This window comes from Bradyrhizobium iriomotense (genome assembly GCF_018129405.1).
In the GTDB taxonomy this organism is placed as follows: Bacteria; Pseudomonadota; Alphaproteobacteria; order Rhizobiales; family Xanthobacteraceae; genus Bradyrhizobium; species Bradyrhizobium iriomotense_B.
In genome coordinates, this window is sequence record NZ_JAFCLP010000018.1 from 105,140 (window position 1) to 119,101 (window position 13,962).

Sequence of the window (13,962 nt, forward strand, 5' to 3'; positions counted from 1 at the left end):
CATGCTCGGGAGTTTCGATTTCGACGTCATCCGCCGGTCGCTGCCCTACCTGTTCTACGAGGGCATGACCTTCACGCTGACGCTGACCGGGCTCGCCGCGCTCGGCGGCCTGATCTTCGGCACGGCGATCGCGCTAATGCGGCTGTCCGGCTACAAGACCCTCGGGCGCATCGCCGGCCTCTATGTCGACTTCATGCGCTCGCTGCCGCTGGTGCTGGTGATCTTCTGGTTCTACTTCCTGGTGCCCTATATCGGGCAGTGGGTGACCGGCGCCTCGCGCCCGATCAGCGTCGGCGCGTTCGCGTCCTCGCTCATCACCTTCATCATGTTCGAGGCGGCGTATTTCTCCGAGATCATGCGCGCCGGCATCCAGTCGATCTCGCGCGGCCAGCCGGCCGCGGCCAGCGCGCTGGGACTGAGCTACGCCCAGACCATGCGCTACGTCGTGCTGCCGCAGGCGTTCCGCAACATGCTGCCCGTGCTGCTGACCCAGACCATCGTGTTGTTCCAGGACACCTCGCTGGTCTACGTGCTGTCGATCCCGGACTTCCTGGGCGCAGCCAGCAAAGTCGCGCAGCGCGACGGGCGTCTCGTCGAAATGTACCTGTTCGCCGCCGTCGTCTACTTCACCATTTCCTGTATCGCGTCCTTCGGCGTTCGCCGTCTGCAGTCGCGCATCGCCATCATTCGCTAGAGTGTGTCGGTCATGATCGAAATCAGCCACGTCAACAAATGGTACAGCCCCACCTTCCAGGTGCTGACCGACTGTACCACCAGCGTCACCAAGGGCGAGGTCGTCGTGGTCTGCGGCCCCTCGGGCTCGGGCAAGTCGACGCTGATCAAATGCGTCAACGCGCTGGAGCCGTTCCAGAGCGGCGACATCTCGGTCGACGGCACCAAGGTCAACGATCCCAAGACCAATCTGCCGAAGCTGCGCTCGCGCGTCGGCATGGTGTTCCAGCACTTCGAGCTGTTCCCGCACCTCAAGATCATCGACAATCTCTGCCTCGCGCAGGAGAAGGTGCTGGGCCGGGGCCACGACAAGTCGGTTACCAAGGGCATGCAGCTCTTGGAGCGCGTCGGCCTGAAGGAGCAGGCGCAGAAGTTTCCGGCGCAGCTCTCCGGCGGCCAGCAGCAGCGCGTTGCCATTGCACGCGCGCTCGCGATGGATCCGATCGTCATGCTGTTCGACGAGCCGACCTCGGCGCTCGATCCTGAGATGGTCAGCGAGGTGCTCGACGTCATGGTCGACCTCGCCCGCGAGGGCATGACCATGATGGTCGTCACCCACGAGATGGGCTTCGCCCGCAAGGTCGCCAACCGCGTCATCTTCATGGACCGCGGCGAGATCGTCGAGGACGCCCCGAAGGACGACTTCTTCGGCAAGCCCCGCAGCGACCGCGCGCAGAAGTTCTTGTCGAAGATATTGTCGCATTAACTTTCTCCGTCATTCCGGGGCGCGACGCAGTCGCGAGCCCGGAATCCATAACCACCATCGGGAGTATGGATCCCGGGCTCGCGCTACGCGCGCCCCGGGATGACGAAGAGTAGGGTTTATCGGGCCCGCCAAATCTCCTATACCGATTGCCAATTCCCCCCTTTTCCTCCCAGGAGACCTGCCTTGGACCCGCTCGCCTATGTCAACGGCTCATTCGTCCCGCTCTCGGAAGCCAAAATCTCGGTCCTCGATCGCGGCTTCCTGTTCGCCGACGGCATCTACGAGGTCTCGGCGGTGCTGGACGGCAAGCTGGTCGACAACGCTTCGCACCTGGCGCGGCTGGAGCGGTCGGTCGGCGAGATCAGCTTGAGGCTGCCGGAGACGATCGAGCGCATCACGGAGATCCAGAAGGAGCTGATCGCGCGCAACAAGGTCGTGAGCGGCCTCGTCTATCTCCAGGTCACGCGCGGCGCCGACAAGGGCCGCGACTTCCCGTTTCCCAAGGGGGACGTCAAGTCGAGCCTGGTGATGTTCACTTCGGAGAAGGACATCATCAACGCTCCCGTGGCAAAGACCGGCATCAACGTGATCACGGTGCCCGACATCCGCTGGGAGCGCCGCGACATCAAGAGCGTCGCGCTGCTGGCGCAGGTGCTGGCGAAGCAGGCCGCGGCCGAAGCCGGCGCGGGCGAAGCCTGGATGCTGCAGGACGGCTACGTCACCGAGGGCGGCTCGTCGTCGGCGTTCATCCTCACCAAGGACGACGTCATCGTCACCCGCAAAAACTCCAACGCGATCCTGCCGGGCTGCACCCGCAAGGCGGTGATCGCGCTTGCCGAGGAGCGCCAGCTCCGTGTCGAGGAACGTTCCTTCACAGTCGCCGAGGCGCTCGCTGCCAAGGAAGCGTTCATCACCAGCGCATCCTCCTTCGTGCAGCCGGTGATCGCAATCGACGGCAAGACCATCGGCGACGGCAAGCCCGGCCCGATGGCGACCCGGCTGCGCGAGATCTATGTGGAGTTCGCCAAGGCGACGGCGGTTTAGGCGGTACGCTCCGCTATCGTAGGGTGGGCAAAGCGAAGCGTGCCCACCTTCCGTTGAATTCATGGAAAGGTGGTGGGCACGGCGCAAGTGCGCCTTTGCCCACCCTACGGGACTTGTGCTGAGGCGCGCGCCGTCCCCTCACGCCACCGACGCCTTCACCTTCACCGGATGCACGGCGCGGAACGCGATCGCGATCCTGTTCCAGGCATTGATGGCCCCGATCAGCATGGTCAGGTTCACCGTGTCCGCGTCGGAGAACTGCGCGCGAACCTGTTCGTAGACGTCGTCAGGCGCATGCGTCTCTGAGATCAGCGTCACCGCTTCCGTCCAGGCCAGCGCGGCGCGCTCGCGGTCGGAATAGAGCGGGGATTCGCGCCAGGCATTGAGCAGGTAGATGCGCTGCTCGGTCTCGCCGCGCTTGCGGGCGTCCTCGGTGTGCATGTTGATGCAGAAGGCGCAGCCGTTGATCTGCGACGCGCGGATCTTGACCAGCTCGATCAGCGATTTTTCCAGGCCCGTCGACTGGATCTGCTCTTCGAGCGCCATCAGTGCTTTGATCGTATCGGGCGCGGCCTGGTAGTAGTTCATGCGGGGCTTCATGGTCGTTCTCCTTTGCTCCGGTTGGGATCAGTGGGCTCCGCCAGCCGAGGTCTGGCCGGGCTTCTTCAGAAAGAATACGGCGATCAGAGCGACGATCAGCGCCATGCCGAGCAGATAGAAGGTGTCGCTGAAGGCGAAGATATAGGCCTGCTTCTGCACGACATGGCCGATCGCAACATAGGCGCGATGCGAGGCGTCCGCACGGTCGAGGATGCCGTGATTGACGAAATATTGCGTGAGCTGTTCCAGCCGCGTGCGCGTGGCCTGCTCGAACACGGAGACCGACTGCATCAGCACGTTGGAGTGATACTGCTCGCGCTTGGTCAGCACGGTTTGCAACAGCGCAATGCCGACGGCGCCGCCGAGATTGCGCATCATGTTGAACAGGCCGGAGGCCGAGCCGGCGTTCTCCGCCTCGATGCCGGCCGTTGCGACCGCTGACAATGGTGCCATCACCAGCGCCTGGCCGACGGCGCGAACGACGTTGGGCCACAGCAGCTGGTCAGCGGCGTAGTCGTTGGTCATGTAGATGTTCATGAAGTTCGACGCCGCAAACAGCACGAAGCCGATGCCGATGATGATCCGCGCGTCGAATTTCTGCATCAGGCGCGGCACCAGCGGGATCAGCAGGAGCTGCGGCAGCCCGGTCCAGGCCAGCACCGTGCCGATCTGCTCGGCGTTGTAACCCTGGATGCGCGACAGATATTGCGGCATGATGAACACCGAACCGTACAGCGCGATGCCGAGCAGGAAGTTCGCCAGCATGCCGAAGCCGAAATTGCGGCGGACCAGCAGGCGCAGATTGAGCAGCGGCTTCTTCACGGTGAGCTCGATGATCAGGAAGGCTGTCAGCGCCATTGCGGCGATGATCGACAGCTTGACGATGAAGGGCGAACCGAACCAGTCGTCCTTGTTGCCTTCCTCCAGCACGGTCTGCAGCGCCGACAGCCCGATCGCCATGGTGATGATGCCGGCCCAGTCGCCCTCGCGGAGCAGCGCGAGCTTCATGGGCTTTGCCTCGAGCGCGTACCAGAGCATGCCGACCATGATCGCGCCGGGCACGAGGTTGACGTAGAAGATGTACTGCCAGCCGAAATTCTCGGTGAGATAGCCGCCGATGGTCGGACCGATCGCGGGCGCGAACGTCGCCGACAGCGCGAACAGCGCAAGTCCGACCGGCTGTTTTGCGCGCGGCAGCAGCGTGATGATCAGTGTGAACGCCATCGGGATCAGCACGCCGCCGGTAAAACCCTGCACCGCGCGCAGCACGATCATCTGCGGCAGATCCTGCGCCAGCGCGCAGGCGGCCGACAGAACCAGGAACAGGACCGCATTGGTGAGCAGATAGATGCGGATCGAGAACACCTGCGCGAGCCAGCCCGACAGCGGGATCACCACGATCTCGGCGATCAGATAGGAGGTCGAGATCCAGCCGCCGTCGTCGATGCCGGCGCCGATCGCGCCCTGGATGTCCGCGAGCGAGGCGTTGACGATCTGGATGTTCAGCACCGCCATGAAGGCGCCGAGCGTCGCGCCGATCACCGCGATCCAGGTTTTGGCGGACACCGCCGGTGCTGCGGCGGGCGCGGGAATGTTGGCGGCGGATACGGCGTTGAGGGTGGGTTGAAGCGTGCTCATGGAAGCCTCGTCTCGGATACGGAGACAGGATGTACTGGGCGGACGGTTTCGATAATCGAGGAAGTCCTGGAAGGATCATCCGGCAGGATTTGACAATCCCACCGGAGCCTTCCTTGCCTTCAGCCGCCGTTCGGACGGGACATGTTGTCTGCCAGACGCTTGGCCGTCTCGCGTTCGGCCAGCACCGTCGCCTTCGTGTCGACGGTCGGCACCGCCGACATGCCGGGGCGCAGCAGGCCGGTGAGGCTGTGGTCGTCGAGCACGATCTTCACCGGCACGCGCTGCACGATCTTGGTGAAATTGCCGGTGGCATTGTCGGGCGGCAGCAGTGCGAATTCGAGCCCGCTGGCCGGTGACAGGCTGTCGACATGACCGCGCAGCGTGCGATTGCGAAAACTGTCGACGTGCAGCTCAACCGGCTGGCCGGGACGCACATGTGTCAGCTGCGTCTCCTTGAAGTTCGCAACGACATAGACCGCATCGAGCGGCACCACCGCCATCAATTGCGTGCCGGCCTGCACATACTGGCCGACCCGCAGGCTGCGGGCGCCGACCGTGCCGTCCACCGGCGCGGTGATCTCGGTATAGGACAGGTTCAGCGCCGCCTGCTGCGCGACCGCGCGGGCACGCTCGAGCTGGGCCGTGGCCTGGGCGCGCTGGGTGGTGAGCACGTCGACCTTGCGCTGTGCGGCGATCAGGCCCGACTTCGCGTGCTGCAATTGCGCATTGCTGGCGCGCAGCGCCGCATCGGTCTGCTGTGCGCGCTGGATCGTGCCGGAGCCCGACTTCATGAGGTCGTCGTAGCGGGCGCGCTCCTCCTGCGCGAATTTCAGATTGGCGTCCGCAGCCGCGACATCGGCAGTGCTCTGTTCGATGACCGGCTGTTGTAGTTCGAGTTGAGCATCGATGTTGCGCACCGAGGCTTCGCCGGCCGCGACGTCGGCACGGGCCTGATCCAGCGCCGCCTTGAAGTCGCGGTCGTCGATCCTGGCAAGAACCTGGCCAGCCTTGACCTTCTCGTTGTCGCCGACCAGCACCTTGGCGATATAGCCGGAGACTTTTGGCGCGATGATCGTGGAGTCCGCCTTCACATAGGCATCGTCGGTGGTCTCGAGGTAGCGGCCGTAGGTCCAGTAGTCGTGGCCGTAGTAGGCCATGGTTGCCGTGCCTGCGAGGAGGGCGAGCACCAAGGCGGCGCGCCGGACCATGTTCCGGGCCGGAACGGCGGGCGGCGCCTTGGGATAATCACGAGTGATTTCAGTTGCTTGCTGGAAGGTCTCGGTGCGGGGCATCTCGGACATTGCGGTCTCCTGTCGGCTCGCTGAGACTATCGGCCTTGCCGGCCCCGGTGATAATTGACAAAACCTCGGAAGGATTATCCATTGATGGTGGATAATCGGAGCCGTCGCCCCGTTCGTGATGTCTACCGGGCCAGAGCCGCGACTGCCCCAGAGCGATTGCCGCCTCTGTCGCGCGATTGCTGCTGAGGCGCGCGTCGTCTTGCAGGCGAAGCTGCAGGCGGGGCGAGCTATGTGTGCGAACTGATGATCCGGGACGAATGTCTCGCGATTGTCGATCAAGAGCGGATAATCAGGCGGCCATGGATCGATTGACCAGCCTCGAAGTGTTCAGCCGGGTGGTCGAGACCGGCGGCTTCTCCGCAGCAGCCCGCAAGCTCAACATGTCGACCACCATGGTGAGCAATCACGTGCAGGCGCTGGAAGACCGGCTCGGGGTCAGGCTGCTTCACCGCACCACGCGCAAGGTCAACCTGACCGAGATCGGCAAGGCCTATTACGACCGCTGCGTCCAGATCCTCGCCGACCTCGAACAGGCCGACGACATCGCGAGCGAATTGCAGTCGGTGCCCCGCGGCACGCTGCGCATTCACGTCGCCACCCACATGGTGCCGTTCGTGACGCCGGTGGTCGCAAAGCTCCTGTCGGCCTATCCGGAGCTCAAGATCGATCTGCGCATGGGCGAGGCCGATGTCGATCTCATCGAGGAAGGCTACGACGTTGCCCTGCGCATGACCCCGCCGCCGGATTCGAGCCTGATCGTGCGCAGCCTCGCCACCTGGCGTCATGTGCTGTGCTGTTCCCACGATTACATCGAGAAGCACGGCCGGGTACAGAAGCTCGACGAGCTCACCACGCATAATTGCGGTCGTCACCTCAACTATCCGTTTGGCGATGAATGGCGCTTTTTCGATCGCAAGGGCGCGCCGGCTTCGGTGCGCATCTCCGGCAGCTTCGTCACCAACAGCGGGGAGGCGCTGCGGAAGGTCGCGCTGGAAGGTGCTGCCGTGTGCCTGATGGCAGGGTTTCTCATTCAGGACGACCTCGAAGCCGGCCGCCTCGTGCGCCTGTTGCCGGAATATCGGACGGTCGAGCTGTCCATGAACGCGGTCTATCCGCACCGCCATCATCTGTCGGCGAAGGTCAGGACCTTCATCGACATGATCGTGCATCACAGCGCCGAGCAGCAGAAGCTGATCAATCCGTATTCGTGAGTGGCGCGGCGCCGGCACGACCGTAGGGTGGGCAAAGGCGCTCTTGCGCCGTGCCCACCATCTCTCCATGAAATCGGAAGAAGAGGTGGGCACGCTTCGCTTTGCCCACCCTGCGATTCCGTCAACGCGGCGGCGGCAGTCTCCCAAACACGCTGTCGAGCGCCATGCCGATCGCGAGCAGGCGGCGATCGCTTCCCGCGGGGCCATCCAGCTCGAGTCCGATCGGCAATTGGCTGCTGGCGCCGAGCGCAATCGGAATCTGGATGCCGGGAATGCCGGCATTGCTGCCGGGATCGGTGTTCTGGATGAACAGGCCGAAATTCTCGAAGCTGCTGGACTCGGGGTTGGAGGGAATAGCAACGCGCGGCGTGGTTGGGAAAGCGATCGCGTCGAGCCGGTTGTCGGCAAAAGTCTTGCTGTAAAGCGCCTGTAGCGCAGGACGCGCAGTTTTGATCGCGGCGTCGTAGATCGGCTTGGCGTCGACCAGCGTGCCATCGGGGGCAGGTAGTTTGCGCGGGATCACCAGGCCATCGTAAGTGCCCTTGACGTCGGCGCTGGCAATCTCCTTCGCCACTGCCTCGATGCTGAGGCCGGTGCCGGTGAGCTTGAGATAGGCGACCAGATCGTCATAGGCCTCGTACAGCGCGATGGGAAAGCTGACCTGGCCGTCGAGCTCGGCCAGTTGCGGCATCTCGATCTCGACCACGACGATGCCCCGGGCTTTCATCTGCGCGACTGCCGCATGGAAGGCGGCCTCGGTGTCGGCATCGAGATTGGCCAGCATCGCCTTCACGATGCCGACGCGGACCTGTGTCAGATCCGCCGCCGCAATCGAATCGCCGCCCGCGATCACGCGATCGAGCAGCGCGACGTCGGCCATGGTTGCGGCCATCGGACCTGCGGTATCGCGGGTGTGCGAGATCGGCGCGATGCCGCCCTGCGGATAGCGGCCGACGGTGGGGCGCAGCGAGGCGCATCCGTTCAGGGCGGCGGGGACCCGCACCGATCCGCCGGTGTCGGTGCCGAGCCCGCCGGCGACGATCCGCGCGCCGATCGCAGCGCCCGTGCCCGACGAGGAGCCGCCGGCGATCAGGGCGCGATCATAGGCGTTGCGAACGCCGAACTCGCTGCCGGTTTTGAATGCGGTGTTGTAGCCGGAGATGCCGAAGGCGAGCTCGTGCATGCTGGTCTTGCCGATGATGACCGCGCCCGCGTCGCGCAGCTTCGCCACGACAGGCGCATCGGCCTTTGGAATGTAATTCTTCAGCGCGGGGGTACCCGCGCTGCAAGGCAGTCCGGCCACCTCGATATTGTCCTTGATCACGATGGGCACGCCGCCGAGCGATTTTGTCTTATCACCCGTCGCGTCGAACGCTGCCGCGGCCTTCAAGGCACCGGCTTCGTCCAGCGTGACGAAGGCATTGAGCTCGGCATTGGCCTTGGCGCGGGCCAGGGCTTCCCGGGTGAGCGCGGTGCTTGTGATTGTCCCGGCGCTGAGGCCGGCCGCGGCCTCGGTCAGTGTCAACTGGTCGAAATCCATGATGCGTGACCCGCGGTTGCAAGGACGCCATCAGGGCGCCCGTTCGGTTCAGAGGCTGAAGCTTCGCCGGCGCCGCGTCAACCGTAGGCGCGCATCTTCGTCGGCGATGGTGCGTCGAGCCCGTCGAGCTGCCGGTCGATCTCGTCCTTCACCTTCACGATCGCGGCATCTTTGACCGGGCCATACCCGCGGATCTCCATCGGACCTTTGGCAATCGCCACGAGATTTGACAGATGCGCCGCGTCGAGCTTGCCGAGCATGTGTTCGATCAGGTCTTCATACCAGGCGATCAGCTCCCGCTCGGCGCGTCGCTCCGCGGTGTAACCGAACGGATCGAACGGCGTCCCGCGCAACCCCTTCAAGCGCGCTAGCAAGGCCAGGGGCATCTGGATCCACTGGCCGAAGGCGCGCTTGCGTGGACGGCCGCGGGCATCACGTCTCGAGCTCAGGAACGGCGGGGCGAGGTGATACTGGACGCTGAAGCCGTCCTCGAATTCGCGCTTCAACTCGTCGAGGAAGCCGCTTCTCATGTGCAGACGCGCCACCTCGTACTCGTCCTTGTAGGCCATCAGCTTGAACAGCGCGCGGGCGACCGCCTCGGTCAGCGCCTCGCTGTTCAGGCCGGCTTCGGCTTTGCGGACATTTGCGACGATCGTCCGGTAGCGCGCCGCATAGGCTTCGTTCTGATAGGCCGTGAGGAATTCGGCGCGCCGGGCAATGAGCTGGTCGAGCGTCTCGGCTTCGGGCGCATCGTCCGCCTTCGGCAGAAAGTCCGGATCGGCAGCTGCGATCCGGCCCCAGGCAAAGGCCTGCTTGTTGCGTTCGACTGCGACGCCGTTGAGCTCGATCGCGCGCAGCAGCGCCTGCAGCGAGACAGGGATCAGACCGCGCTGCCAGGCAAAGCCCAGCATGATGATGTTGGCATAGACGGCATCGCCGAGCAGGCGTTCGGCCAGCACATTGGCGTTGATGGTGCCGAGATTGTCGTTGCCGATCACCTGACGGATCGCGCGCAGGCGGGCAGGCGAGGCGAGATCGGCGTCGCGGAAGCGGACGACGTCGCCGGTCGGCATCTCCGCGGTGTTGACCGCGGCGCGCGTGCCGCGGCGATAGGTGCCAGACGCCTTCGGCGAGGAGCTGACGATGAGGTCGCAGCCGATCAGCGCATCGGCCGCGCCCTGGTCGATGCGGACCTGATGCAGCGCTTCGGGACTTGCAGCCAGGCGGATATAGCTCAGCACCGGGCCGAATTTCTGCGCGAAGCCGGTGAAGTCGAGCACCGAGACGCCGCGACGTTCCAGATGCGCGGACATGCCGATCAGCGCGCCGACCGTGATCACGCCGGTGCCGCCGACGCCGGTCACCAGCAGGTCGTAGGGCCGGTCAAATGTGGCGGGCGCGGGCAAAGGAAGCGTGGCGGCCCGGCCGGCCGCATCGATCTGGCTGGCGCTCTTCTTCCGGCGCGTGGCGCCTTCGACCGTGACAAAGCTGGGGCAGAAGCCGTTGAGGCAGGAAAAGTCCTTGTTGCAGGCCGACAGGTTGATCTGGCGCTTGCGGCCGAACGGCGTCTCCTTCGGCTCGACGCTGAGGCAGTTGGATTCGACCGAGCAGTCGCCGCAGCCCTCGCACACGAGGTCGTTGATGTAGGCGAAGCGTTTCGGATCGGCCATCTGCCCGCGCTTGCGCCGCCGCCGTTTTTCGGTGGCGCAGGTCTGCTGGTAGATCAGGACGGACACGCCGGAGATGTCGCGCAGCTCGCGCTGCACAGCGTCCATCTCCTCGCGGGGATGAATGGTCACGCCGCTGGGCAGGTCCGCCGGGCTGAACTGCGCCGGATCGTCCGACACCAGCGCGATGCGCTCAACGCCTTCGGCGCGAACGCTGTGTGCGATGGCGTGCACGCTGATGGGACCGTCGACCGGCTGGCCGCCGGTCATCGCCACGGCGTCGTTGAACAGGATCTTGTAGGTGATGTTGGCCTTGGCGGCGATCGCCTGCCGGATCGCCATCGAGCCCGAATGATAATAGGTGCCTTCGCCGAGATTCTGGAACACGTGCTTGTGGCCGGTAAATCGCGATGAAGCAGCCCAGTTCACGCCTTCGCCGCCCATCTGGATCAGCGACGAGGTCTCGCGGTCCATCCAGCTCGCCATGAAATGACAGCCGATGCCGGCCAGCGCCTTCGATCCCTCCGGCACTTTCGTCGACGTGTTGTGCGGGCATCCCGAGCAGAAATAGGGCGTGCGCGTTGCGCCGCTGACGTTGATCGTGCGCGCGGCCTCCGGCATCAAGGCGGCGGCGCGGGCGGCGAGATTGAGGCCCGGAAACATCGGATCGAGCCTGCGCGCGAGCACGCCAGCCAGCGCGCGCGGCGACAACTCGCCGATCCAGGAGATCAGCCGTGCCCCGGTTTCATCGTGCTTGCCGACCATGCGCTCCGGCTTGCTGCCGGGATAATCGTAAAAATATTCCTTGAACTGGCTCTCGATGATGCCGCGCTTCTCCTCGACCACCAGGATCTCGCGCTTGCCCTTCACGAAGTCCATGGCGTCATGCAGCGCCAGCGGCCAGACCATGCCGACCTTGTAGACGTCGAGGCCGATGCTGCGGCAGGCCGCTTCATCAAGGCCCATCAGCCGCAGCGCTTCCATCAGATCGAGATGGGCCTTGCCGGTCGTGACGATACCGTAGGTGGCGCCAGGGATGTCGTAGATGTGGCGATCGATCGGGTTGGCTTTTGCGAAGGCATAGACCGCGTGCTTCTTCGCCTCCAGCCGCTCTTCGATCTGTGGGCCGGGCAAATCGGGCCAGCGATAATGCAGGCCGCCCGGCGGCGGCGTGAAGTCGGGCGTGCGGAAGAGGCGCGGCGGGCGCAGCGCGACGGACGCGCCTGATTCCACGATCTCCGAGATCGCCTTGAAGCCGACCCACATGCCGGAGAAGCGGCTCAGCGCGTAGCCATATTCGCCGAACGCCAGATATTCGCCGACATCGGCTGGATGCAGCGTCGGCATGAACCAGCTCATGAAGGCGACGTCGGACTGGTGCGGCATCGAGGAGGAGACGCAGCCATGGTCGTCGCCGGCGACCACCAGCACGCCGCCATGTGGCGAGGAGCCGTAGGCATTGCCGTGCTTGAGCGCATCGCCGGAGCGGTCGACGCCGGGGCCCTTGCCGTACCAGAGGCCGAACACGCCATCGACCTCGCGGTCGGCTTGCGTCTCGACCTGCTGCGAGCCCAGCACCGCGGTTGCCGCGAGGTCCTCGTTCACCGCGGGGAGGAATTCGATACGGTCTCGCTTGAGGCGTTCCTGGATGCGCCACAGCTCGAGATCGACGCCGCCGAGCGGCGAGCCGCGATAGCCGGAGATGAAGCCCGCGGTGTTGAGGCCGCTCGCCCGGTCGCGCCTCGCCTGATCGAGCGCGATGCGAACGATGGCCTGCGTGCCCGTGAGGAAGACGCGGCCCTCCTCGCGGTCGTAGCGGTCGGAGAGATCGTAAGTGTCGAGTGACGGAATGGCGTCCATGGCGGACCTCGCGCGGCATCCTGCCCTAGTGATGGAAGGTTATGCCCGGGAGGCTGGTAGGTCTTACCTATTTATCCCGTGTAGTTCACAAATTCGGTAGAATTTTGCGCAAGGCCATCAAATTTGGTAGAGGTTCTCGGCTTGAGAGGCTTCCATGATCGAAGAACAGGACACGCGAATACTCGCCCACCTCCAGAGGGACGGCCGCGCCACCAACCAGCAACTCGCCGACGAGGTCGGCATGTCCACCTCGGCCTGCTGGCGCCGGGTGCGGGCGCTGGAGGAGAGCGGCGTCATCCAGGGCTATGCGGCGCTGGTCGCGCGCGAGCAGGCGGGATTTGCGATGTCGGCCATCCTCCACGTCTCGCTGGAGCGGCATGATGCGAAGTTCGTCGACGAGTTCGTGGCGCGGGTGACCAGGCGCCGCGAGGTGCTGGAGTGCTTCGCGACCACGGGCGATGCCGATTATCACCTCCGCGTCGTCGTGCAGGACATGGCCGCCTACAACCGCTTCCTCGACGAGTTCATGTTCCGCATTCCCGGCATCCGCTACGTCCGCAGCAACGTGGTGCTGAAGGAGATCAAGACGAGTGTGGCGCTGCCGTTTTGAGTTGCGGGAAGTGCCGTAGGGTGGACAAAGGCGCTCTTGCGCCGTGCCCACTATCTCGCTCGATTTGCGAAGGTTGGTGGGCACGCTCTGCTTTGCCCACCCTACGGCACCGCTCCGTCGTCGTCCCGGCGAAGGCCGGGACCCATAACCACGAATGCGAATTGCCTTGCGAAGCCGTAACGACGAGTCCCGATCAAAACATCGGCTGCGCGTATGGGTCCCGGCTTTCGCCGGGACGACACTGTTGGTGCAACTTGCGCTATCGCTGCTCCCTGACGAACCTGTTGCGCAACATCCCGACCCCGGTGATCTCGATCTCCACGACATCGCCGTGCTTGATGTCGGGCGAGGCGCCGTCGGTACCCATCCAGATCACGTCGCCCGGCCACAGCGTAAAATACTTGGTCAGCTCGACCAGGAACGGCACCACGCCGAAGATCATGTCGTTGGTGTAGAAGCGGTTGGTCTCCTTGCCGTTGACGCGGACGATGGTCTCCATCCTGGCGAGATTCGCCTCGGTCTCGATCCACGGGCCCATCGGCTTGAACGTGTCGGCGTTCTTCGAGCGCCACAGGCTGCGATCGGCCTTCTGCCAGCTGCGTTCGCTGACATCGTTGCCGATGGTGTAGCCGAACACGCAATCCATCGCGTTGTCTTTGGTGAGGTGCTTCACCTTCTTGCCGATGACGACGACCAGCTCGCCTTCATAGTGGATATTGTCCGTCGCCAAGGACGGGATCACGACCTCCTCGTCATGCGCGATCAGCGCGTTCTGTGCGCGATAGCCGATCTCGGGGCGGTCGGGCACGGCCGGCACCTCGCCGCGCTTGTCGGCGGCTTCCTTCAGGTGCTTCAGATAGTTCAGGCCGACGCAATAGAAGGTACGCGGGATCAGCGGCAGCTCGATCTTGACCTCGCCAAGCGGATGCGTGCGCGAAGTGCGCTGCCATTCACTGAGCGGATCGCCGTCGACCGCGATGACTTGATCGTTCTCGACGAGGCCCCAGGATGTCCTGTCCGCGGCGGTGAATTTCAGCCAGCGCATAGCGTGTC

The 13,962-nt window shown here is 64.5% G+C and carries 11 protein-coding genes; 5 read left to right on the forward strand and 6 right to left on the reverse strand.

What is annotated here, in order from left to right; all coding sequences use genetic code 11:
• Position 1 precedes the first annotated feature (1 nt).
• The 3 genes from JQ592_RS29060 to JQ592_RS29070 all read left to right on the forward strand — a co-directional run bounded on the left by JQ592_RS29060 (position 2) and on the right by JQ592_RS29070 (position 2,482).
• Positions 2-694: an amino acid ABC transporter permease gene (locus JQ592_RS29060; protein ID WP_211406202.1), complete on the forward strand. Its 693-nt coding sequence runs from the start codon at positions 2-4 to the stop codon at positions 692-694.
• Positions 695-706: 12 nt separating this feature from the next.
• The gene (locus tag JQ592_RS29065; protein ID WP_018648485.1) at positions 707-1,438 is read left to right on the forward strand and encodes an amino acid ABC transporter ATP-binding protein; all 732 of its coding nucleotides are present in this window, start codon (positions 707-709) and stop codon (positions 1,436-1,438) included.
• A gap of 183 nt (positions 1,439-1,621) precedes the next feature.
• Positions 1,622-2,482, forward strand: coding sequence for a D-amino-acid transaminase (locus JQ592_RS29070; protein ID WP_211406203.1), 861 nt, complete (start codon positions 1,622-1,624; stop codon positions 2,480-2,482).
• A gap of 138 nt (positions 2,483-2,620) precedes the next feature.
• On the opposite strand, the gene JQ592_RS29075 is transcribed toward JQ592_RS29070, so the two are convergent.
• The 3 genes from JQ592_RS29075 to JQ592_RS29085 form a co-directional block, all read right to left on the reverse strand.
• Positions 2,621-3,082, reverse strand: coding sequence for a carboxymuconolactone decarboxylase family protein (locus JQ592_RS29075; protein WP_211406204.1), 462 nt, complete (start codon positions 3,080-3,082; stop codon positions 2,621-2,623).
• A 27-nt stretch (positions 3,083-3,109) separates the two neighbouring features.
• A complete protein-coding gene (locus JQ592_RS29080; RefSeq protein ID WP_211406205.1) occupies positions 3,110-4,720 on the reverse strand; it encodes an MDR family MFS transporter in 1,611 nt (536 codons plus the stop codon).
• Between the two features lie 119 nt (positions 4,721-4,839).
• Entirely contained in the window at positions 4,840-6,021 is a 1,182-nt protein-coding gene (locus JQ592_RS29085; protein WP_211406206.1) for an HlyD family secretion protein, read from the reverse strand.
• A 299-nt stretch (positions 6,022-6,320) separates the two neighbouring features.
• Here JQ592_RS29085 and JQ592_RS29090 point away from each other — a divergent pair, with 299 nt between their 5' ends.
• The gene (locus JQ592_RS29090) at positions 6,321-7,232 is read left to right on the forward strand and encodes a LysR family transcriptional regulator (RefSeq protein ID WP_211406207.1); all 912 of its coding nucleotides are present in this window, start codon (positions 6,321-6,323) and stop codon (positions 7,230-7,232) included.
• Between the two features lie 121 nt (positions 7,233-7,353).
• On the opposite strand, the gene iaaH is transcribed toward JQ592_RS29090, so the two are convergent.
• Positions 7,354-8,772, reverse strand: coding sequence for an indoleacetamide hydrolase (gene iaaH / locus JQ592_RS29095; protein WP_211406208.1), 1,419 nt, complete (start codon positions 8,770-8,772; stop codon positions 7,354-7,356).
• Positions 8,773-8,849: 77 nt separating this feature from the next.
• Entirely contained in the window at positions 8,850-12,299 is a 3,450-nt protein-coding gene (locus tag JQ592_RS29100) for an indolepyruvate ferredoxin oxidoreductase family protein (RefSeq protein WP_211406209.1), read from the reverse strand.
• A 154-nt stretch (positions 12,300-12,453) separates the two neighbouring features.
• Here JQ592_RS29100 and JQ592_RS29105 point away from each other — a divergent pair, with 154 nt between their 5' ends.
• Positions 12,454-12,909, forward strand: coding sequence for an Lrp/AsnC family transcriptional regulator (locus tag JQ592_RS29105; protein WP_211406210.1), 456 nt, complete (start codon positions 12,454-12,456; stop codon positions 12,907-12,909).
• A gap of 259 nt (positions 12,910-13,168) precedes the next feature.
• Here the strand turns inward: JQ592_RS29105 and JQ592_RS29110 are convergent, their stop codons facing one another.
• Positions 13,169-13,954, reverse strand: a complete 786-nt coding sequence (locus JQ592_RS29110) for a fumarylacetoacetate hydrolase family protein (RefSeq protein WP_211406211.1) — start codon at positions 13,952-13,954, stop codon at positions 13,169-13,171.
• Positions 13,955-13,962: the final 8 nt, after the last annotated feature.

What these genes read in the sequence shown, in the direction of transcription:
- JQ592_RS29085 (WP_211406206.1), bottom strand. Translation starts at nt 6,021, where the DNA reads ATGTCCGAGATGCCCCGCACCGAGACCTTCCAGCAAGCAACTGAAATC.
- JQ592_RS29090 (WP_211406207.1), top strand. Translation starts at nt 6,321, where the DNA reads ATGGATCGATTGACCAGCCTCGAAGTGTTCAGCCGGGTGGTCGAGACC.
- JQ592_RS29110 (WP_211406211.1), bottom strand. Translation starts at nt 13,954, where the DNA reads ATGCGCTGGCTGAAATTCACCGCCGCGGACAGGACATCCTGGGGCCTC.
- JQ592_RS29100 (WP_211406209.1), bottom strand. Translation starts at nt 12,299, where the DNA reads ATGGACGCCATTCCGTCACTCGACACTTACGATCTCTCCGACCGCTAC.
- JQ592_RS29065 (WP_018648485.1), top strand. Translation starts at nt 707, where the DNA reads ATGATCGAAATCAGCCACGTCAACAAATGGTACAGCCCCACCTTCCAG.
- iaaH (WP_211406208.1), bottom strand. Translation starts at nt 8,772, where the DNA reads ATGGATTTCGACCAGTTGACACTGACCGAGGCCGCGGCCGGCCTCAGC.
- JQ592_RS29080 (WP_211406205.1), bottom strand. Translation starts at nt 4,720, where the DNA reads ATGAGCACGCTTCAACCCACCCTCAACGCCGTATCCGCCGCCAACATT.
- JQ592_RS29060 (WP_211406202.1), top strand. Translation starts at nt 2, where the DNA reads ATGCTCGGGAGTTTCGATTTCGACGTCATCCGCCGGTCGCTGCCCTAC.
- JQ592_RS29105 (WP_211406210.1), top strand. Translation starts at nt 12,454, where the DNA reads ATGATCGAAGAACAGGACACGCGAATACTCGCCCACCTCCAGAGGGAC.
- JQ592_RS29075 (WP_211406204.1), bottom strand. Translation starts at nt 3,082, where the DNA reads ATGAAGCCCCGCATGAACTACTACCAGGCCGCGCCCGATACGATCAAA.